Origin of the sequence: Psychroserpens mesophilus, from assembly GCF_050617655.1 — a bacterium.
GTDB classification, from domain to species: domain Bacteria; phylum Bacteroidota; class Bacteroidia; order Flavobacteriales; family Flavobacteriaceae; genus Psychroserpens; species Psychroserpens mesophilus_A.
In genome coordinates this window covers 954489-977081 of record NZ_JBODQC010000001.1, presented here as the reverse complement: position 1 = coordinate 977081, position 22593 = coordinate 954489, and the positions used below count along the sequence as shown (strand labels likewise).

Annotated in this window: 20 protein-coding genes and 1 tRNA gene; 6 read left to right on the top strand and 15 right to left on the bottom strand. The window is 31.7% G+C overall.

Going from position 1 to position 22593, the window contains the following annotated elements; genetic code table 11:
• Positions 1–2 precede the first annotated feature (2 nt).
• The 5 genes from ACRHNM_RS04245 to ACRHNM_RS04225 all read left to right on the top strand — a co-directional run bounded on the left by ACRHNM_RS04245 (position 3) and on the right by ACRHNM_RS04225 (position 3268).
• The gene (locus ACRHNM_RS04245; RefSeq protein ID WP_431134025.1) at positions 3–77 is read left to right on the top strand and encodes a T9SS type A sorting domain-containing protein; all 75 of its coding nucleotides are present in this window, start codon (positions 3–5) and stop codon (positions 75–77) included.
• Positions 78–150: 73 nt separating this feature from the next.
• A complete protein-coding gene (locus ACRHNM_RS04240; protein WP_431133984.1) occupies positions 151–312 on the top strand; it encodes a hypothetical protein in 162 nt (53 codons plus the stop codon).
• A 15-nt stretch (positions 313–327) separates the two neighbouring features.
• Positions 328–1473: a hypothetical protein gene (locus ACRHNM_RS04235; protein WP_431133982.1), complete on the top strand. Its 1146-nt coding sequence runs from the start codon at positions 328–330 to the stop codon at positions 1471–1473.
• Between the two features lie 36 nt (positions 1474–1509).
• Positions 1510–2553 (top strand): nucleotidyltransferase family protein, encoded by a 1044-nt coding sequence (locus ACRHNM_RS04230; protein WP_431133981.1) that lies wholly within the window; start codon positions 1510–1512, stop codon positions 2551–2553.
• Positions 2554–2665: 112 nt separating this feature from the next.
• Positions 2666–3268 carry a hypothetical protein gene (locus ACRHNM_RS04225; protein ID WP_431133979.1) on the top strand — a complete coding sequence of 201 codons (603 nt, stop codon included), beginning with the start codon at positions 2666–2668 and terminating at the stop codon, positions 3266–3268.
• Between the two features lie 3 nt (positions 3269–3271).
• Here the strand turns inward: ACRHNM_RS04225 and ACRHNM_RS04220 are convergent, their stop codons facing one another.
• The 12 genes from ACRHNM_RS04220 to ACRHNM_RS04165 form a co-directional block, all read right to left on the bottom strand.
• A complete protein-coding gene (locus tag ACRHNM_RS04220) occupies positions 3272–4156 on the bottom strand; it encodes a zinc-dependent peptidase (protein ID WP_431133977.1) in 885 nt (294 codons plus the stop codon).
• 273 nt (positions 4157–4429) lie between these two features.
• A complete protein-coding gene (locus tag ACRHNM_RS04215; protein WP_431133975.1) occupies positions 4430–6175 on the bottom strand; it encodes a T9SS type A sorting domain-containing protein in 1746 nt (581 codons plus the stop codon).
• 311 nt (positions 6176–6486) lie between these two features.
• Positions 6487–6945 carry a response regulator gene (locus ACRHNM_RS04210; RefSeq protein WP_431133973.1) on the bottom strand — a complete coding sequence of 153 codons (459 nt, stop codon included), beginning with the start codon at positions 6943–6945 and terminating at the stop codon, positions 6487–6489.
• A 12-nt stretch (positions 6946–6957) separates the two neighbouring features.
• The gene (locus tag ACRHNM_RS04205) at positions 6958–8796 is read right to left on the bottom strand and encodes a PAS domain-containing sensor histidine kinase (RefSeq protein ID WP_431133971.1); all 1839 of its coding nucleotides are present in this window, start codon (positions 8794–8796) and stop codon (positions 6958–6960) included.
• Entirely contained in the window at positions 8783–9202 is a 420-nt protein-coding gene (locus tag ACRHNM_RS04200; protein WP_431133969.1) for a hypothetical protein, read from the bottom strand. Before ACRHNM_RS04200 ends, ACRHNM_RS04205 begins: the two co-directional genes overlap by 14 nt.
• A 267-nt stretch (positions 9203–9469) precedes the next feature.
• The gene (locus tag ACRHNM_RS04195; protein WP_431133967.1) at positions 9470–12199 is read right to left on the bottom strand and encodes a sigma 54-interacting transcriptional regulator; all 2730 of its coding nucleotides are present in this window, start codon (positions 12197–12199) and stop codon (positions 9470–9472) included.
• A 47-nt stretch (positions 12200–12246) separates the two neighbouring features.
• Positions 12247–13410 (bottom strand): PAS domain-containing protein, encoded by a 1164-nt coding sequence (locus ACRHNM_RS04190; RefSeq protein WP_431133965.1) that lies wholly within the window; start codon positions 13408–13410, stop codon positions 12247–12249.
• Between the two features lie 803 nt (positions 13411–14213).
• Positions 14214–14287: transfer RNA gene (locus ACRHNM_RS04185), tRNA-Arg, on the bottom strand.
• A gap of 30 nt (positions 14288–14317) precedes the next feature.
• Entirely contained in the window at positions 14318–14764 is a 447-nt protein-coding gene (locus ACRHNM_RS04180) for a GatB/YqeY domain-containing protein (RefSeq protein WP_431133963.1), read from the bottom strand.
• 148 nt (positions 14765–14912) lie between these two features.
• Positions 14913–16832: a cell division protein FtsZ gene (gene ftsZ, locus ACRHNM_RS04175; protein WP_431133961.1), complete on the bottom strand. Its 1920-nt coding sequence runs from the start codon at positions 16830–16832 to the stop codon at positions 14913–14915.
• Positions 16833–16897: 65 nt separating this feature from the next.
• The gene (gene ftsA, locus ACRHNM_RS04170; protein WP_431133959.1) at positions 16898–18232 is read right to left on the bottom strand and encodes a cell division protein FtsA; all 1335 of its coding nucleotides are present in this window, start codon (positions 18230–18232) and stop codon (positions 16898–16900) included.
• 3 nt (positions 18233–18235) lie between these two features.
• Positions 18236–18700, bottom strand: a complete 465-nt coding sequence (locus ACRHNM_RS04165; protein ID WP_431133957.1) for a cell division protein FtsQ/DivIB — start codon at positions 18698–18700, stop codon at positions 18236–18238.
• Between the two features lie 109 nt (positions 18701–18809).
• Here ACRHNM_RS04165 and ACRHNM_RS04160 point away from each other — a divergent pair, with 109 nt between their 5' ends.
• Positions 18810–18938, top strand: coding sequence for a hypothetical protein (locus ACRHNM_RS04160; protein ID WP_431133955.1), 129 nt, complete (start codon positions 18810–18812; stop codon positions 18936–18938).
• A 6-nt stretch (positions 18939–18944) separates the two neighbouring features.
• On the opposite strand, the gene murC is transcribed toward ACRHNM_RS04160, so the two are convergent.
• Genes murC through ACRHNM_RS04145 form a run of 3 tightly spaced genes read right to left on the bottom strand, consistent with a single transcriptional unit; the run spans position 18945 to position 22585 of the window.
• Positions 18945–20297 carry a UDP-N-acetylmuramate--L-alanine ligase gene (murC, locus tag ACRHNM_RS04155; RefSeq protein ID WP_431133954.1) on the bottom strand — a complete coding sequence of 451 codons (1353 nt, stop codon included), beginning with the start codon at positions 20295–20297 and terminating at the stop codon, positions 18945–18947.
• A complete protein-coding gene (murG, locus tag ACRHNM_RS04150) occupies positions 20298–21392 on the bottom strand; it encodes an undecaprenyldiphospho-muramoylpentapeptide beta-N-acetylglucosaminyltransferase (protein WP_431133952.1) in 1095 nt (364 codons plus the stop codon).
• Positions 21392–22585 carry an FtsW/RodA/SpoVE family cell cycle protein gene (locus ACRHNM_RS04145; protein WP_431133950.1) on the bottom strand — a complete coding sequence of 398 codons (1194 nt, stop codon included), beginning with the start codon at positions 22583–22585 and terminating at the stop codon, positions 21392–21394. Before ACRHNM_RS04145 ends, murG begins: the two co-directional genes overlap by 1 nt.
• Between the last annotated feature and the right edge of the window lie 8 nt (positions 22586–22593).

Genomic DNA, 22593 nt, shown 5'->3' with positions numbered 1-22593 from the left:
ACATCAACTCTGGTGTGTACATTGTGACTGTGAAAGACAATGGACAAGAGAAAACTAAAAAAGTAATTATTGACTAATTTTAAAAATAAGGGTCAAAAATCAATGACATTTAAATAATTTTATTATTTTTGACCTTTACATAACAGTATTATGAAAAATATTAATTCAGAAAATCAGATTACTCGTAAGGAGGCTATTAAAAAAATGAGCAAGTATGCTGCTTTAACAGCTATTGGTACGTTCATCATTTTAAACCCTAAACAAGCGCAAGCTTCTTCTCCACCAGATCCAGGAGGAAACCCTTTCGATTAAAACTATTTTTTTGATTTGAAAACAAGTCTGTTACCAAAGATAATTCATAATCTTAATGAAGATACTGTACTACTTTGGTTTGAAACATCTAACAGATATGTAGTCACATCAAAAACCAATAGTGAATTTATAAAGTTATATATGAATCCCGACTGTACTCGGGATTCATTTGTTGATAAAATTCAAGAAAAATATAATCTTGATACAAATGGAGCAACAGCCATATTTGATGAGATTGCTGCATTTTTAAAGGACGTTAATCTTAAAAAAGATACTCATTTAATCAAAAGTGAGGTATTAACTACTCCAAATAATTACATAGAGCAATCTTATAAGTTTAATAGTAAGATTGTTAGTGTTCGTTACGAGTCTGATATTATAAAAAGTCTAGTCCACCCTCAAATTTCTCATCATTCAATAACAGATACTTCAAAATACGATGTGTTATTTGATGTTTTTAAAGTTTCCGATGACTTACATCTTATGAAAAATGGTGAACATGTTGGAAGCTATAAAACAGAGTCATTTCACTTTCTTCAAGGTAAATTCGCATTAGAGCTAACAAATGCAATTCACAACACAAGCATTAATAATTGGGTAGCAACATTTCATGCCTCAACCATATCAAACGGGAGAGAATCCATTATGATTGTTGGAGATTCTGGTAATGGCAAGAGCACATTATCTGTTTTATTAATGGCTCATGGATTTGATATTCTTTGCGACGATTTTACACCTCTTTATGAGAACAATCTGCATTTATACCGTTATCCAGCAGCAACATCTATTAAAAAAGGTGCTTTTGAAGCCTTAAAGCCATATTTAAACAATATTGATTTATTAAAAACCCATACTAATGGGCCAAAAAAAATAAATATTAAATATGTACCACCTCTTCTAAATTATGAAAATCAAGATTCAAGTTTTCCATGTAAAAAAATTGTGTATGTAAAATACAATTCGTTAGGAGAAGATAGTCTTGATCAGATTTCTATTGATAAAATTTTGGAAACTTTAATTCCTGATTCCTGGATTTCTCCTAAAGAATCCCATGCTTTAAAATTTATTGAATGGCTTAAAGGTGTAAAATGCTATGAACTAAACTACAGCAATAATACATTTGCTATTTCAAATTTTAAACACCTCTTTGAAGAATCATAAAAGTTTTACTTACTTTTAAGTACTTAAAAAGAACCGTTGTCTTCTCAAAAAAATTCATACAAATATACTCTACAACTTATTGCTGATATATTGAGCTTTGAAAACTCGATTAATACATTGCAAGAAAAGTTGGTTTCCAACTATATTGATTGGGAACAATTTGTTTTTATTGCTAGTGATTATCTGGTTTTAACGACATGCTACTGTAGACTAAAAGAAAAGAAACTATTAAAATACATTCCTGAAGACCTGGAGTTGTATTTAGAGGAAATTACAACCATTAATAAAAACAGAAATAAAACACTACTAACAGAGATTACAGCTATTTCTGAAATATTAAAAACCAACCAAATACCTCATGTGTTTTTAAAAGGTAGTGCCTTTTTGATTAAGAATTTATATCAAGATTTAGGGGAAAGAATGATTGGTGATATTGATATTTTAGTCAATGAGAGTCAAATGAAAAAGAGCTATCAATTACTTATAGACTATCAGTACACAGGAACATCACAAGGACTTAGTGCCAAATATTTTGACCACAAACACTTACCCAGATTAAAGTCTGATGCAAAATTAGCAGCTGTTGAAGTCCATAAAAAAGTTTTATTAAAGTCATACAAAGGTATTTTAGACACGGAAACTATTATAAACCATAAAGAATGTGTTCACAATATTTTTGTACCATCAAACAAACATTTGCTATATCATACCATTTTAAATTTTCAAGCTAATGATTCTGGATACAAGTACTGTAGAATAAGTTTCAAATCTATTTACGATTTATTAATCTTAAAAGGAAAAACAAACTTAAATTTTGATAAAACATTTGAACCTACCTATTTTAAAAACTATTTTTCAATAGCAAAGATTTTCTTTAATGACTTTAATTCCTTTAAAACAAAACCACTCACAAATCGAGTGTTTTTATTAAAATTAAAGTTTCCTCTTCTAAGAAAATTCATTGATTATTTATTAAGTAAAATTGAATTTATAAAAGTTATTATAACCAGTAGAATTTGGTTTTTTATTACTAACAAAGATTATAGAACAGATTTGTTTAAGCGTATAAAAGAATTTTAGGATTTACAAAACTTAAAAATTCTTAAATCATTACTTTTAAATGTAATATGTTTACTGTTTCTTTGTAAATTAGCACTGAAACCATATATTTGAGTTAACTTATTTTTTAATTATGAGAAATTTAGTTTTATTTTTAATTTTTGCATCATTATTTATTTTTAATGGTCACTCGCAAACTACGTCAAACACTAAATATGATACTTCCTCAGAAGCTGATTTCATTGACTCTCCATGGAAAATTAGTGTCGGTGTTAATGCTGTTGGGAGTCTTGGAACGAGACAACCTTTTGCTCGATTAGATGAATTTCAATTTAAAAATCCTTTTGCTTTAGCTGTAGAGCACAAATGGACGAAATTTCTATCAATAGAACAAGATTTTACCATTAATGGATATGAAGTGAAAAACGAAATTGATGGAGGTATTTTAACTAAAGATTATACTTACATTTCAACAAATACCTATTTAAAATACTATTTCTCAGATGCTTTATTTACTTTAGAATGGCTGGATCTTTATGCTGGTGGTGGTTTTGGAATTTTCTCTGTCAACGAGCTTAACTCTTCTGGTAATGTCGTTTTAGGTGGTACTATATGGATTTCAGATAACATTGGAGTAAGACTTCAAGGTGTTGGAAAATTCGCTGTAAATGCAAAAGACAGACAGTTTGATAACAACCACTTTCAATATATGTTACAAGCAGTTTTTAAACTGTAAACATCAATAGCCTGCAAAATTAAAATTAAGCATTTCTTTTACTTTTTCATAAATCTCTGGAAACTGAGACTTAAGTTCTTTTGGCGTTTCGATAAAACTTTCTATTACAACTGCTAAGAACTCAAATTGGTTTGTATAGGCATAATCTCTTAAATATTTTGAGGTTATTAACTTATTTTTTAAAGCAGTATCTCGGTCAAGTGTTTCTTTTAATTCATAATAAGAATCGATAAAAATTGCAGCGCTTGTACTTCTTTTTCTGGCACTTATATAATAAAAATGGATGGCATGAATAAATTCGTGTACTGCCAAATTGATGTTGTCATCTTTAATATCATAACCATGTATAACATCTTTCCAAGAAAACACTAGTGCTTTATATTCTAAATTAAATTCACCTTTATGGTAGGCTTTATTCGTATAAGAATAAAACTCCTTTGGATAAAAAATGATTCGTTTAACAGAATTAATTCTATAATCTCTTAAACCAAATGTTAGCTTCGTTTGTGTTGCTGCAATAAGAATTTTCATCTCATCAGTAATAGCCATATTCTTACCGATAAACTCTTTATCTTTTAAAAGCCTCGAAACGCGATGCTCAAAATATGTTTTTTGCTTATCTGGTAATCTATCGTAGAATCTAAAATTCTTCTTTAAAAATTTTTTATAGTCCGTTTGAAGTGATTTCTTATAAATATATATATGATTATAAAACAATTGCTTTTTGACATGCTCCACATATGCCATTTCAAAGAAGTAAAATAACTTCAATAAAATAAAACTAATACTTATGATTATCAAAGCGTAGGTAAGCACATCAAAAGCGAATTCATTTTCGGGTGAAAGTTCATGTCTTTGTTGTAAAACAATAACCAGAAAGTTTGGCATCTTATATCAGTAATTATATTTAAATTCAAATAATATCTACTTTTCAAAAATACACTATTATATCAAATGCGACTTATACGAACTGATCATCAAGTCGTAAATATTTACCGATACATAATGTCATGTTTTAGTGATACTGGGTCTTAAAGAATAAGCCATTACTAACATGTACAAAAAAAAATCTAATAGGACTAAGTAGTTTAAGTCATATTAGATTTTTAATTACTTCTCACAAGCAATTAATAGTAATGATTTTACTTTAAAAAAAATCAACTACTTCAAAATCACTTTTTTTGTAATCTTCTGGTTTCCATTTTGGAGCTGAACTATATGTAAACCTGAATTTAACATAGATGTATTTATAATTTGTTTATTTACAGCAGTGTCTAAATTTTGTTGTATAACTTTTCTACCAAGTAAATCATAAACTGAGACTTCGGTTTCACCTGGCAGAATACCTTCTATTACAATTGTACGATTGGTTTGATTTGTAGAAACACGTAAGTCTTTTAAACTAGCTTCTGCTAACGACATCGTCTCCTCTGTTGTAAAATGCAAGAAGAATCGTCCTGTTACATTAATAGTCGTATTTGTCGTAAATGTATAATTTGATGTATTTAACAAAGTAGATGTACCATTCAAATTATCTTCAAGGTATACGTTTACTGACATTGGTAAATAAGAATCCTCTATACTAAAAGTAACTTGTTGACTTTGATTAGCATTGACACCTAAAGAAATACTAGCATTATCAATTACGCTAGAGTTTAACGTTTGTATGACCATAGACAAATCTTCATTGTTTTCAACCAAATGGGAGTATAATAAGAAATCTGGAAGTATATTTTCAAAAATAGCGGCATCATATCCTATATCCAATCCATTACTTCCGTTCTCATGAAAATAGATAGATGTTGTATAAAAATCAGCACCTGACTGCATTCTTACTTTTACAAAATTAATTGATTCTGATGATCTTCCCTGAATAAAATCATCAGTTTTACCTACAACTTGCATATCTGGGGTAAACTCAAGATTAGCAATTGGAGAGCTAGACGACACAAAGAAACCTTGACCAGGAGCTATTAATGTTTCGCCTGAAGCCAAATTAGCAATCGTCCAATTATTTTCAGAACCTGCTGTATTAGCATTGTAACCATAGATAGCAGCTGTTGACGCATTTAACAAACTCAAATTTGATACTCCGGAAACAGAGCCTACATGATTCAAGAAAGCATCAACTTCAATATATGCAGGGTAAGGATTTCCAATCAAATTCCATTCTGAATACTCGCCCGTCATATCATTTTCAATTATACTGTTTACCGACCCTGTTACAATGGTCCCTGTAAAAGTTAAGGTGTCACCATTTACTGTAGTGGTCGCTGTTCTATAACCTTTTCCTGAAACCAATACATCTAAACTATTATCATCATATAGTAAATAATCATCTGTAGTGCCTTTTTCAAAAGGTCCAAAAAGATAAGTTGTCGTTGGCTGTAAACCATTATTAAAAATGAGACCTTCATTATAATTAGAGTCACTAGTTAAAAAAGAAGACCATGTTTGTCCAGATAATGGTGGTGCGACCAAATCGTTACCATTAGACTGTGAATTAGTAAACCGATGATATTTAGCTGTGCCACTGATAACGATTGTACCATTTACAATTAAGCTAGCATATGAATTTGATTCAGAATACATATCTAAATCGCCATTTACATTTAGTGTAGCTCCAACAGGTATTATTAGACTTGCATCACTATTGATAATCAAATCTTCAACAGCTTTTACTCCAGAAATTAAGAGCAAATTATCAGTCAGCGGAATAGTAATTTCAGAGGTCGCAGTTGGTATTGCATTTGGCGTCCAGTTATTGGGATTGTCCCAATCAGAAGACACAGAACCATTCCATATAAATGGTTGCGGATCAGGATTGCCTTGTGCCGTAGCATTAAAATTTATGCCAGCAAAGGCAACTAAAAGCAATAATGTCAATTGTAGGTTTAAATGTTTCATAATAAATAAGTTTGATTTGGGTTATACACGTCTAAAAAACGTGCGTTTAATTTAATTAGAATTGTAAATTCTACGCCTGTTCTAATGTTTAGAAACAAAGGCTGCATTTTATTTTTAAAAGAGTTTTCTAATTAATTATCTTACTTTATGGTTTCTTCGGTAAAAGAATCAATTTTTAGGGAGCCCCTTATTCACAATCTGAGAGTAATCACAAATAAGGCTCAAAATTGAAAAAAATTAGATAATTAAAAATTTCATTTTCATAAGCGATTAGGTTTAAAGATTAATAATGGATTTAGTAGCGTGTAGACTTAATAAAAATTAGCTACATTATTTTTTTGGCAATAATTTTGGGATAAAAATGGTATTGATTTACTTATAATTTTGTCGAGTACTTCAACAGTTAAAGGTTTGCTTATAAAATCCACACAATGTTTTTCACTTCTAATTTTAATAACGTCATGAATATTCGTTGATGAAGACAGTATGAAAATTTTAATTGGTTTATCAATTAATTTTTTGAGTTTATTAAACTCATTTAAAAATTGAAAACCACTCATTTCAGGCATATTTATATCTAATAAAATTATATTTGGAAGAAACACATCGTGGTATTCTAATTTTTTTTCGAAAATTTCTAAAAACTTTATCGCAGTGTAACCTCTTTGAAATGTTCTAACACAGTAATTACTCGAGGATTTCTCTATGATTTTTTTACTGATAAATAAGTCTATTTTATTATCATCAATTAGCATAAAGTTAAGTTTCATAAGCAGGTAAATTTATTTAAGATTAGGTAATATAATTTTAAAGGAAGTCCCTTTCTTTAACGTACTTTTGACATGTATATCTCCCATTAGATTATCCACAATACTTTTAACAACATATAATCCTAATCCAAAACCAGAATCGTCAATATTGTTCACTCTGAAGTATAGATTAAATATTTTATTTATATGATCTTTACGTATACCAATACCTGTATCCCTAATTTCAATTATTGCCTTATCATCAAAAGTTTTAACTAAGATCGTGATACAAGGATTTTTCGACTTAGTTGGTGCTTTAGAATATCTAATTGCATTTTGGATGACATTATGAAAAATTGTGCTCAATAACTCTGAATTAGAATAAAATTCTGTTTGTGTATCGAGTTGTTTTACAGTATTTATTCCTTTCAAATTGTTTTCTGAGGAGAGTAATTTAAAGGTGTCCTCAATAATTTTTTGAAAATCAATTATAGAAGACTTATTTCTTGAAACTCTTATTAATGACGCTTGTGATAAACCTTCTGATAACAATTCGCCTCGTTTCATTGTTGCAGTGAGTAAGTCTAATAATTTCACATTTTTAGTAGGAGAGTCTTTTTTTAATGAATTCAGTAAGTCTACTGCTGTTGAAAAAGGCGCTTTTAAATCATGAGACGATCGATATAAAAACAACTCTAAATCCTTTGTTTTTTGCTTTAACTTATTTTCTAAAGTTTTTCGTTTAGATATGTCGAGCATCATGGCACAATAAATCTTGTTAACTCTGAAAGTCAAACTACTTAAAGCAAGTTCAACTGGAAACTCTTTTTTACTTTTACTTAAACAATTTAATTCTATTAATTCAGCATCTTCATTGTTTTCGATGTTTTTAGCAGCATTTAAAAGCTCTTTAAGGTTAGATTTTCTTGATTTTCTTGAAATTAAAACTGTAAGCGGTTTACCAAGTATTTCTGATGCTGTATATTCAAATGCAGCTTCTGCTCCTTTATTCCATTCTTTAATTTTACCGTTATTATCAGTCACTATAATAATTCCTACGTTTATAGACTGATAAATTAATCTACACTTTTTTCCCGCTTCTCTATCCTTATTTATACAGTAGGTTTTTGTGTTTTCTTGAATTGTTACCGTTAAGGAAATCACACCTCCTAACTTATCTAAAACTGGCGCAATTAAGATGGAGTATTCACGCGTGTTTTCTGTAGAATCTAATTCTTTGATTTCAAACTGATTAGCAACTTTACCTGAAGCAACATACTCGATGTTACTTTTAATTTTGTTAAAAGAATCTGGACTAAAATAGTCATATATATAGGTGCCTATAAGCTCTGAAACTTCTTTGTTACCAAAGGGCTTATTAACATTTATAACTTTACCATGTCTTGATGTTAAAAACACATGAAATGGCATACTATTTAAAAAATCTTTATCAGCTGCATTTGAAATTATTATCTGTTTGTTTTGCTGATGCAGTTTGGTTACATCCTTATACAATCCGATGTACTTGACACTACTTTCAATTTCATCTTGAATAGGAATTATAGTAGCATCTAGAAAGAGTGTATTACCATTATCTAATGTTTCAGATAATACACCATTCCATTTTTGACCCATTTTAATAGTTCTCCATAAATTCTTATAAAGAACATCTGAGTGTAGATGAGATTTTAACAATTTATGAGGCTCACCAACAAGCCTATTACTATGTGTTTTTAACAGTTCACAATAACTATTACTTACATATTCCAAACGACCTAAAGAGTCTGATAATGTCCATATTGAATTATCATTGATTTTAGACCATAAAGTATGGTTTAAGCCTGAAGGTAGGTAGTAATTAATTGCTTCCATAAAATTCATTTCTTGTTACTATACAATAGTCTATTGCTAATTGAATATCAATAAATATTTGGTAGGGTGTAAAGTGATTATATATTCTTTTATAGGACTTAATTAAAAGTTTAATTTTAATAGAATCATATACAAAAGCTTCAGGTATTCTCATACCTTTTAATAATGCAGACTGTGCAAATACTTTCACTGCCTTTTTGGGAAAAGCACCTCGAGTTCCTCTTAAATCAATTAGAAAAGGCATAGGTTTTTCTTGATATAATTTTTTTATCGCATTTACGTATTGTTTAGAGATGGACTGTTTTAATTTATAATTTGGGGTTTTATTATCTAATCTATAATTCCTAATACCACATGAATCTAACCAGAAGGTTGTCGTTCCTTTTTTTATAAAATTCTCTATCATATTCATCCTTAATAGTTAATTCTTAAAATTTTCATTTAAGACTATGAACATTTAATATGTAATTACATCAGTTTTAAACATTAATCATACATTGATTTATCATATGACAAGCCTAATGCCAAAACTCATGAAACACAAAACAAAAAACACAAATCACTGAATAAAAGCGATTTGTGTTTTAAAATAAAATTTGAACTGTTTTTAAAAAAATCGGTATACCGCGATTTTTACTTGACAAAATACACGATACACGGAATACCGTTGCGTTTATTTTGGTCTTACAATACCAAGTTTAGACATTTTATCTCTTAAGGTACTTGGTTTTAAGCCCAGTAAATTAGAAGCACTATCTTTACCACTAATTTTCCACTGGCAGCCTTCAAGAACTTGAAGTATATGATTTCTTAAAACAGAATCAATAGTTAAATCTTTACCAGAGATTAGTTGTTTGGTTTTTTGATGAGCTGTTTCGAAACCTGGAATCACTAAGGTTTGACTGCTTGATAATATTGAAGCTCGTTCAATTAAATTTTCTAATTCCCTGATGTTTCCAGGCCAGTTATAGGCCTTTAATTTGCTCATTGCATCATCAGATATATACTTTATGTGCTTATCATAAGCTTTATTAAATTTATCTACAAAATGTTCAACTAACAACGGAATATCATCTTTTCGTTCACGTAAAGCTGGGATGTGTATTGGAAAAACGTTGAGTCTAAAATATAAATCTTCTCTGAATCGTTTCATTTTAATCTCTTCCAATAGGTTTCGGTTTGTTGCTGCTATAACTCTAACATCTAAGGTTTTTAAATCCACACCTCCAACTACCTCAATTTCGCCTTCTTGCAAAAATCTTAATATTTTAGGTTGCATGTCTATAGGCAGCTCACCTATTTCATCTAAAAACAAGGTACCTCCATCTGCTAGTTCAAATTTTCCGACTTTATCATTAACAGCACCTGTAAATGAGCCTTTTTTATGACCAAACAATTCACTTTCAATCAATTCTCTAGGAATAGCAGAACAATTTACTTTAATCAAGGGTTTATCATTTCTTAAGCTTGCATTATGAATAGCTCTTGCTAATAATTCTTTACCTGTTCCAGATTCTCCTAGTAATAACACAGTAGCATTTGTTGGTGCTACAGTATCAACTTCAGTTAAAACATTACTAAACTCCACACTTCCATACACCATTTCCTCATAGTTAAACACTAAGTCTAACTCATTTCTCAGATAAACATTTTCTTGCTCTAATTGTTTTCTCAATTCATTTAATTCTTCATTTACCTCTAAAAGTTTAGTATTAGCTTTTTTAATTTTTTTATCTGCTATTTTTCGTTCATAACTTTCAACCATAGAAGACACTACACTAGCTATTGAAGTCGCAAATTCTTGTTCGTCTGCTGTCCATTCTCTAGTTGAATCACCAACATGTTCGAAGCAAATTATACCATAATAGCCATCAGCGCCATTTATTAAAATATCCATCAAAGATTTTATTTTATTTGGTATTAGATAACTTTGAGCAAACTTCTGAGTGATGCTTGAATTTTCGACATCTTTAATCAAAACTGTTTTATTAGTGTTTAATACTTTGAAGTATTCAGAATTGTCAACCTGTGTTATCACATGGTCCTTCTCATATCGATTTTCATTTAATATGTATAGTTTTTTACATTTTAATTCGGTTCTATTTTGGTTAAATTGCCAAACGCTAACACGTCCAACATTTAAAGTTTCAGCTGCATATTTAGTAACGCTTTTGAAAGATTTACTAAGATCTTCACCGACCAACTCCGCTAATTTTAATATGACGTTTTTCTTTTGAGTAGATTTAATAGCAACCTCTCTCAGCAGTTCTTTTGACTTTATTTCTTCGGAAACATCTTTGATCGTCGCAAAAATGGCAACAACTTCACCTTTGTCATTTACGATATTACCAGAGAGAAATGAAGCAATAAATTTCTCACCATTTTTTCTAATGAATTCTAATTGAAACGTTGATATCTCTCCTTTGGTCACTTTTTCTTTTAAGTCCAGCATTTTCTGATAATCTTCAGTATGAGCGAAAGGATACGGTAAGGTAAGTCCGAGAAGTTCATCTTCTGAATAGCCCAACATATGACATAGCGAATCGTTAACTTTAATCACCTCACCTTGACCATCTAGCATAAGCAATCCTTCTTGCATTGACATGACGAGATTTTCGGTAAAATCATTGGCAACTTTTAATTCAATTTCAGCATTTTTTCGATCCGTAATATCCTGAATGGTCCCGAAAAAATTGGTTGCCTGTCCTTCTTTGTAAAACACTTCACCTAATCCATGAATCCATTTCAGTTTTTTAGTTTTATGAGTATAGATTCTATACTCTGTATCGATTTTAGAACCCGTTTCAATACTCTTAGTTATCATTTCTCTACATCTTGAAAGGTCTTCAGGATGGATAATTTCAATCCATTTGTCTAGCGTTACATCACTCTTCAAATCGAAATTGGCAATGTTATTAAAGGTTTTTGAAGTTTGTGCTTTACCAGTTTTTAAGTCCAGATTATAGCTACCAAGCTTGGCAATTTTTTGTGCCTCCAACAACGATTGTTCACTTTTTTGTAATCTTAATTGTGATTGTTTACGTTCGGTAATATCCTGAATAGTACCAATCATTTTTATCGGATTTGCCTCACTATCAAAAAGGAACTCTCCCATGCCATGCACCCAAATTTCTTGTTTGGTATCATGCTTTAAAATTCTGTATTCTTTATCAAATCTTAATTTCTTATCAATACATTTTTGAAGATAGTCCAGCATATCTTTTTTATCATCTGCATGAACCAGATCAATCCAACTTTCAACAGTTTTAACATAAGTTTTATCTATTCCGAATATCGCATACAAGACAGTAGATCCTGTCCATTCAGAAGTCACCAAATCAACTGTATAGGACCCAATATTTGCAACTATTTGAGATTGTCTTAAATTATATTCGCTTTCCAAAAGCTGAACTTCAAATTGTTTGAGTTGCGTTATATCTCTGATAATTCCTACAATGAATTTATTTCCATTGGAATCAATGAATCTATTTTTTTTGTAGAGATTATTTTAGGCTTCCCTTCTTTTACTGTAAGTTTTTCGATGTTTATATTTTCAACACCTGTATCTAGAACTCGCTTATCTATGTTTAAGAAACTCATTCGTTCTTCAGGTGCAACATAGTCCTCTAGGGTTGTTCCTATAATATCACTTTTTGAAAGATTAAAAACTTCGCAAAATGTATTGTTTACAAAGACTAAACGACTTTCGTCATCCTTAACAAATACTGGATCTCCAATATTATTAATTATATTATCTAAATTTTTCTCACTTTCAACTAAGAGTTCTTCTATTTTTTTTTGCTCACTAACATCTGAAAAGTACAAAGTTAGTCCTTCAGAGTGCGGATACACTCTAATTTCAAACCATATATCTAAAGCTTCATAATAATCACGGAATTTTTGAGTTTCTTTGGTTTTGACAGCTTTATAAAAAGCGTTATAGCTCTTTTTACCCACCACATCAGGAAATTCTGTCCAAACATTTTTTCCTAAAAGAGCACGTGGATCTTTTCCTATCAGTTCTCCCGCTCTTTTATTAATGAAGGTATAACACCAGTTTTTATCAAACGAAACTAAGCCATCAGATATCAATTCTAAGGCAGTTCCTAACTGAAATTTAATTCGATTTTCATCAATTAAATCTAAATAACCTTTTTTATAATTTAAAACAGAATGTAATTCTTTATTAGGAAATGATTTACTTGTAAAGTTATCTTTTTCATTTCTAAGATCTTTTACTAAAACCAAATAAGCGAGCGATGTTTCCTCTTTCTTTCCAATACTTGAAATGAACAAATAAACCGGAATTCTAATATTATCTTTGCACAGATAGACTGCTTCAAATCCAAACTTCAAATTCCCGTCTAGCATCTTATCATAAATCCTCTTATAGTCATTATGAAACTCAGGTGGCCAAAATGGAAACGGAGCACTAATGCCCAGAAGTTGTTTTTTAGCATAACCCGTTATGTTACAAAAAATATCATTAGCTATTATTATATGACCATCTGCATCTATAATTACTAATCCATCTTTTATTGATTCTATGTAAGTATCTGAAAACCCATAAAGCAGTCGTAACTTTTCTACTAGTTCCCTATTTATTTTACCCATTGAAAATATATTATATCCCTCTAATATATTTTATCGAATTAATAGCTTTTTATGAAAATTTATACACAAATTAGTAAAAATTAACACACTTAATTTACAAAAAAATTAGTAAAAACCAATCTTTGAAAACTAAAACAAAAATAATAATTCACTATAATTCAAACACATAGCAAGCATTATTTCTCAAAATACTTATTAACAATTCAGGAAACCAGAATGTAAAGGCTTAGAAAATAGTCTCTTAATTGTATTCTATATGCTAATTTTATTTAAGAGAAAAATCATTATATCTTTTATATAATTTCAATTAGCTATTTTTAATATACTTAATTATTAAAATTTAAATGATTTATTAAATCAAGGTAATCATTCACCAACACAGAAAGCAAAATACTTTATTCAAAAACACCATTAATTACATCCTATTTAATAGGATTCTGTGCTGGTGAATTTGTATGTTTTGAACCTAATTTTAAATAAGTAGCCAATATTCTCATTATAGAATAAGAACCTCTGATCTCATACTCTATTGTAAAAGCTCTAAGAAACATATCAGCACAATATGACTTCAGTTTGCGATTATCGATTCCCTTCAAATGAGCTCAATAAATCAAAATATTTTAATTTCATTTTTCTGGAAGGTTTAAACTTAATTCTAAAATATCACTAATTCTTTGACTTTTAACATCTATTCGAATGATTGACTGAAACAATAACGAAACATTTTATGCATTTTACTGAATGTAAAAAACCCAAGTTTCCTATGAAACTTGGGGCAATGAATTTAATTGAACCTAATTTAGTGACCTCGAGAGGATTCGAACCTCCAACCCTCAGAGCCGAAATCTGATATTCTATCCAGTTGAACTACGAGGCCATAATTACCTGCAAATGCAGGTATCTCATTCTAAGACAATTTAGCTTTAACAATATTAGAGATGGTCTTACCATCTGCTTGTCCTGCTAATTGCTTATTCACAATTCCCATGACTTTACCCATATCTTTCATCCCTTCAGCACCTACTTGCTCAATAGTTGCTTCAACAACTTTTTCAATATCTTCTTCACTAAGTTGAGCTGGTAAAAACTGAGAGATGACTTTAGCCTGAGCTAATTCTGGTTCAGCCAGGTCATTACGATTCTGTTCTGAAAAGATAGCAGCACTATCTTTGCGCTGCTTAACTAACTTAGACAAAATCTTTATTTCTTCACCTTCTGTTATATTTTCTCCTGAACCTGACGTCTGAGCCAGTAACAGTTCAGATTTAACAGCTCTTAATGCTGCTAGAGCAACTTGATCTTTCTCTTTCATTGCTGCTTTCATAGCAGCCATAATATCTTGTTGTAAACTCATATTGCTTGATTTGATTTTGAAATGCGAAGATAGTGAAAAACTAAGTGTTTTTTTATTGGCTTATTGTATTAAAACATAAAAAAACCCGAAAAGTTTATGTCTACTTTTCGGGTTTAACAAAGTGTGAAACACTAAACTAAATTTGCTATTAATCTACGTTGTCGTGTAAAAATGAATTGTTGCTTCTTAATTGAATATCGTCGTTATCATCAGTGGTAACCGAAGTTCTGGAAGCCTTGGTATCTGAAGAATGCTGAGATTCTTCTAAATTCACACCTTGTCTTTTATAGGCTGGTTCTTTTTCAATATCGTCTATTTTTGCTGTATTGAATTTATAATTAAAGTCCTTCATCTTTCGTCTACGCTCATCAGCTCTTTCTTTCAGTAATTCTGAAATTGGACTGTTCATTGGGTCAATTTCTTCTTTTACATCTTCTTCAGAAACCTCAGATTCAATTGTCTTTTTCTCAAACACAATTTCTTCTTCTATTTCAGGCTGAACTTTCGTTTTTGTTTCATTAATTGAAGATTCATAAGTCATAAAATCATCGAGAGCATAACGCTTTTCACCTTCTTCATTTGCTTCAGTTACTGGAACTATTTCGATATGATCTGTAACATCTAAATCTTTAACCTCTTCATCTAATGCAAATACCGTTTTTTCATCAACCTCTGGTGTATTTTCTTCTTCCTTATCAAAAGATAAAGGCAGATCAAAGGTGAGCGTAATTTGTTCCTCTTCAACCTCATCGATGATCTCTTCTTTAGCTTCCTGAACAGGAGTAATAATGAAATCCTCTTCATTGGTTTTATGATCTAAAACTTCATCATATACTACAGTCATGTTTCTGATAATGTCAGTAGTTGCAATTAAATCTGTTTCAAAATTTTCTGCACTGGCTTCTATATCATCTTCTTCAGTAAGTGTATGAACGACTACATTTTTTTCTGTTTCATCTTTTTCAAGAACGATATCTGGCGTGATAATCGCTGGATCACTTTCTTTAACATGCACATCATTTCTATCGTCTTCTAAAGCATGAACAACTTTAGTTTGCTCTGTATTAGAAATCTCGTGTTGTTGATCTATATCGAAACCAGTAGCGATAATTGTTACAGAGATAGATTCTTCTAATGATTCATCTTCACCAACACCCATAATAATATTTGCACCATGACCAGCTTCATTTTGAATATGGTCGTTAATCTCTCCTATTTCATCAATAGTAATTTCCTGAGATCCAGAAACGATAAGCAACAATACGTTTTTAGCTCCAGTAATTTTATTATCATTTAATAATGGCGAGTCTAAGGCCTTCATAATAGCCTCCTGTGCTCTAGTTTTACCAGAAGCTGTAGAAGATCCCATAATAGCTGTTCCGCTATTACTCAATACGGTTTTTGCATCACGTAAATCAATATTTTGCGTATAGTGGTGTGTAATCACTTCTGCAATACCACGCGATGCCGTAGAAAGCACTTCATCTGCTTTAGAGAAACCAGCTTTAAATCCTAAGTTTCCATAAACTTCACGTAGTTTATTGTTATTGATGACGACTAAAGAATCAACATGTGCACGAAGGGTTTCAATTCCTTTTTGTGCTTGTTCATTTCTTGTTTTTCCTTCAAACTGAAATGGCATTGTAACAATACCAACCGTTAAGATATCCATCTCTTTAGAAAGTTTAGCGATGATTGGTGCAGCTCCAGTTCCTGTACCTCCACCCATTCCTGCCGTGATGAATACCATTTTTGTATTAGCTCCCAACATACGTCTTAAATCTTCCAGACTCTCAACGGCTGCTTGTTCTCCTACGTCAGGATTTGCTCCTGCTCCTAACCCTTCAGTTAAATTCACTCCTAATTGGATCTTGTTTGGGACACCACTATTTTGCAGTGCTTGGGCATCTGTATTACAAATCACGAAGTCAACCCCTTTAATCCCTTGTTGAAACATGTGATTAATGGCATTGCTACCTCCTCCACCAACTCCAATCACTTTAATGACATTTGATTGGTTTTTTGGTAAATCGAATGCAATATCGCCTAATTCAATGTTGTTGCTCATAAATATTCTTTTTACTGGTTGTTGTTTTGTACTTAATATGTTTTACTCAATAGATTTAACTCTCATTACTCAGCATTATCTAAAAAATCCTTGACACGCTCAGTTAATTTATCTAAGAACGACTTACGTTCTTTTTTTGGTGATGGAACAGGTTCATCCTCTTGAGTTGAAGATTCTTCGGAATGCTCTTCCATAGCAAGTTCCATTTCTTCAACTTCTTTTTCAACACGTTTGCGTTCCTGGCGTTTTAAACCATCCATAACCAACCCGACAGCTGTTGCAAATAACGGACTAGCAATGTCATCATCACTATTTCCTGCTAAATGTTCATTTGGGTACCCTATTCTGGTATCCATTCCTGTGATGTATTCTACCAATTGCTTTAAGTGTTTTAACTGGCTTCCTCCACCAGTTAATACAATACCTGCAATTAATTTCTTTTTTTGTTCTTCGTGACCATAATTCTTAATCTCAACATAAACTTGTTCGATAATTTCTACAACTCTTGCGTGTATAATTTTAGACAAGTTTTTCAACGTGATTTCTTTAGGTTCGCGGCCACGTAATCCAGGAATTGATACGATTTCGTTGTCTTTATTTTCTCCTGGCCAGGCAGAACCAAATTTCACTTTAAGTAACTCTGCTTGTTTTTCAATGATTGAACATCCTTCTTTTATGTCTTCAGTAACCACATTACCTCCAAAAGGGATCACTGCAGTATGACGAATAATTCCATCTTTAAAGACAGCCAAATCGGTTGTTCCACCACCTATATCAATCAAAGCTACACCTGCTTCTTTTTCTTCCTGACTCAACACCGCATTTGCTGATGCTAATGGTTCTAAGGTGATGCCTTCAAGCTCTAAACCTGAACTTTTAACACAGCGACCAATATTTCTAATGGATGATACTTGTCCGACAACCACATGAAAATTAGCTTCTAATCGACCGCCATACATTCCTATTGGTTCTTTGATTTCTGGCTGACCATCAATTTTATACTCTTGAGGTAAAACATGAATAATTTCTTCGCCAGGCAACATCACTAACTTATGTACCTGATTAATTAATCGGTCTATATCTTCTTCATCAATTACCACTTCAGAATTAGCCCTTGTGATATAATCACTATGTTGTAAACTTCTGATGTGCTGACCTGCGATACCTACAGTTACATCTTCAATTTTTAATCCGGCTTCTGCTTCTGCTTCTTGAACAGCTTGCTGAATGGATTGAATCGTTTGTGTAATATTATTAACTACACCTCTGTGCACACCTAAGCTTTTGGATTTACCAATACCCAAAATTTCTGCCTTTCCATATTCGTTCTTACGACCAATCATAGCCACAATCTTTGTGGTTCCGATATCCAATCCTACTGAAATTTTATTGTTTTCCATTACTTATTTTTTCGTGCAAATAACTTGCTTATCAAACTTTAAATTCACCACACTATAATTATCTAATGTTTTATCCTCTATGGCTTTCAAATAAAACGCCTTAAGATTATTAATTTTTTTATCTAATTGATTTAAAGTTCCTAAATGAACTTTAAAATCGGCATTACGCAATCTCAAGTCGATAGATTGATCTTCATTTTGATGAATTTCAACCACATGTTTTTTTAAAAACTCATCCACTTTAACTTTTTGGGCTACTGTGAATACATTTGACAAGTTATTTTTTTCAATTACTCCTGTTACTAATGGCACACGAGCCGTGTAATTTGTTGATAAGGGCATATAAGACCCTTGCTCATCGATGTAATAGGACGCATTTGTACTTACTCTTGCTATAGGTTTTTTTTGTTCAATACTAGCAGTGATAGAGCCATCAACACTCATAAACACTTGCGCTTTCTTAATCATTGGGTTGGAGTTTAGGGCAGTTTCCAACGCGTTCAAATCTATAATATCTTTAGGCTTATTCGTAACACTCTCCTGATTTTGTATTAACAATTTACTAACAGTCTCCTGTGTGACAAACAGATTATCACTTCCAGTAAATTGTATTAATGGTGTACTGACGGTTCGTGTTGAATTTCTAATTGACGAAAATGCAAATAAGAAACCTACCAGAAGTACTAATAAAGCGATCTTTATGTAATTATAATTAACTCGCAATGCTAAGCGCCTTTTTAATGTGTTTAACTTCTTCTCCAATATCTCCAGCACCTATGGTTAAAATAACATAAGCTGAAGATGCTTTTATGTGTTGAATTAATTCTGATTTTTGAATTAATTTCTTGTGTTTATTATCAATTTTATTTAATAGCCATTCTGAATTTACACCTTCAATTGGCAATTCTCTGGCAGGATAAATATCCAGTAACACAATCTCATCAAAACGAGATAAACTTTTGGCAAAATCGTCTGCAAAGTCTTTTGTTCTACTGAATAAGTGTGGTTGAAAAATAGCAAGAACTTTTTGATCTGGATACATTTCTCTAACCGCTTGATGTACGGCATTTATCTCTTCAGGATGATGTGCATAATCATCAATAAATACTAAATTCTCACTCTTAATCTGATAGGTAAATCTGCGTTTTACTCCTTTGTAAGATGCTAAAGCTTTGGCGAGCTGCGGCTTAGGGATTCCGTATTCTACAGTCATCGCCAAGGCAATTAAAGCATTCGACAGATTGTGTCTACCTGGTAGGCTAAATTTAAAATCTTCTAGTAATGCATTTGGTGTTTTAACATCAAACACATAACTTCCATTAACTATTTTTATATTTTGAACGGAGTAATCTGAATCGTCTTCGATGCCATAGGTAATCCCTTTAATTGGCAATCCGTTTTTAACAAACAACTTTCCGTTTGGTTTTATTTTTTTTGAAAAATCTTCAAAGCTTTTCACTAATTCTGAAGCATCTCCATAAATATCCAAGTGATCAGCATCCATTGAAGTAATACAAGCAAAGTCTGGTGACAGTGTTAAAAAAGAACGGTCAAACTCATCGGCTTCTACAACAGTGACATCAGTTCCGTTAAGGATAAGATTTGAATTGTAATTTTCACTAATTCCGCCTAAAAACGCTGTTACTTTAACATCACATGCATTAAGCAAATGACCTAAAATACTTGTCGTCGTTGTTTTACCATGAGTACCTGCGACAGCCATGCAAAATGTTTGCTTAGTTATTTCACCTAGAACAGTAGAGCGTTTTATAACTTCAAAACCATTTGACTTGAAATAGTTTAATTCGGTGTGATCTCTGGGAATTGCAGGCGTATAAACTACAAGCGTATGTGCTTTACTTAAAAAAGCATCTTCAATTAAATCTATATTATCTTCAAAATGAATAGAAACACCTAAATCTTCAAGCGTATTCGTAATATCGGTTTTAGTTTTGTCGTAACCACTAACTTGCAAGCCATCTGCCACAAAATAACGGGCTAAGGCACTCATTCCAATACCTCCAATACCTATAAAGTAAACGCTATGTATCTGTTTCAAATTCATTTATTGCTTCAATAATTTTTCTACTTCGTTGGCTATATCTTTTGTTGCATTAACTAAGGCTAGTGCTTTTATGTTTTTACTTAAATTTTCTCTTTTTTCTTTTGAATTTAACACTTCTAAAAACTCATTTTCAAACTGATTCTCTAAATCATTCTCCTTTATCAAAACTGCAGCATCTTTATCTGCAATAGCTTTAGCATTTTTAGTTTGATGATCTTCAGCAACATTTGGTGACGGAATAAAAATGACTGGTTTTCCAACCACACAAAGCTCAGACACAGAACTTGCTCCAGCTCTGGAAATGATTATATCTGCCGCAGCATAAGCCATATCCATATTATTTAAAAATGCATGCACCTGAACATTATCTAAATTATTATATTTTTTGTACTGTTGGTAATACAACTTACCGCATTGCCAAATCAATTGGACATTCAATGATTTAAAATAATCCAGTTTACTTTCTATCAGTTCATTAATTCGTCTGGCACCTAAACTTCCACCTAAAATTAAAAGCGTATGCTTACTATGAATAAGTGTAAAGGCATCTTTGCCTTGAATATGTTTATGTTCAACATCGAGTAAATCCTTACGAATTGGATTTCCTGTCAATATGATTTTTTCTTTTGGAAAGAATTTCTCCAAACCTTCATAAGCCACACAAATCGTATTCACTTTTTTTCCCAGAAGCTTGTTTGTAATTCCAGGATACGAGTTTTGTTCCTGAATTAAACTAGGAATTCCTTTTGAAGAAGCCACTTTCAGTAACGGTCCACTGGCAAAGCCTCCTGTTCCAATAGCCACATCTGGTTTAAACGTATTGATAATTTTTCTGGACTTTAGTAAACTCGCGATCAGTTTAAACGGAAACATTGCGTTTTTTAGAGTCAGTTTTCGCTGAAGTCCAGAAATCCATAAGCCTTCAATTTCATAACCAGCCTGAGGCACTTTTTCCATTTCCATGCGATCGGACGCACCAACAAATAAAAACTCAGCATCTGGAAAACGAGATTTTAACTCATTTGCAATAGCAATAGCAGGATAGATATGACCTCCTGTTCCTCCTCCAGACAATATGATTTTATAGTGACTCATTAAATGGTTTCGCTTAATATTTCAAGCGGATTATCTTCATTAATTTCCTGTTCTTTTATTTCTTCACGTTTTGCGCTTACACTAAGTATAATTCCTATCGCTAAGCAAGTCATCCAGATTGAGGTTCCACCACTACTTATTAAGGGTAAGGTTTGTCCTGTAACTGGAAATAATTCTACAGCAACAGCCATATTAATCAAAGCCTGGAATACGATTGGTAACCCAACACCTAAAACCAGTAATTTTCCAAAAACAGTATCTGATTTTTGAGATACAATCACAATTCTAAACAACAACCAGGAATACATTACCAGTAAAAACAGGCCTCCAATTAATCCATATTCCTCAATAATAATGGCAAAAATGAAATCTGATGACGATTGTGGTAAAAAATTCTTTTGCACACTTTTACCAGGACCAACACCTTGAATACCTCCAGAAGCAATTGCTATTTTAGCTTTTTCAATTTGATAATCGGCTTCTGTATCTTCTCCATTTGAAAAATTCTCAATACGACTCATCCAGGTGTCAATACGATTTGGCATCGCATCAGGAAACGCCTTAGCAACCAATATAAAAAGTGATAGCGCAACAATTCCAGTACCTATAACTACAGCCAGATACTTAATAGGATAACCTCCTATAAAAGCCAACATCATTACCATTAAAAACATAATGGCTGTAGTTGAAAAATTAGCAGGCAAAATAAGTATTAGCACAAAAAACACAGGAGCCCAAAGCGGTAATAAGGTCTCTTTAAAAGACACATTACGATCTTGAATTTTTGATAAGTATCTTGCCACATACACCATTAACACAACTGCTGCGAGCGTTGATGTTTGGAAAGACATACCTACAAACGGAATCTGAATCCATCGACTGGCATTTGCACCATCAATAGTTGTCCCTTGGAGCATGGTTACAATAAGCAACACGAGTACTATCGGAATCATGACCATTGACAAACCTCTGAAATAGCGATATGGAATTTTATGCACACCATACATGATGGCAAATCCTAAAAAGAGATGCATAAAATGCTTGATAAAAAACCCGAAAGTATTTCCTGCACCACCAACATAAGCAAGATTACTTGCAGCACTATACACAGGAAGGAATGAGAAAATTGCCAGCAATGCAGCAATTGCCCAGATTAACCGATCTCCTTTTATGTTTTTAAATAGTGTTTGCACGTTTTCTA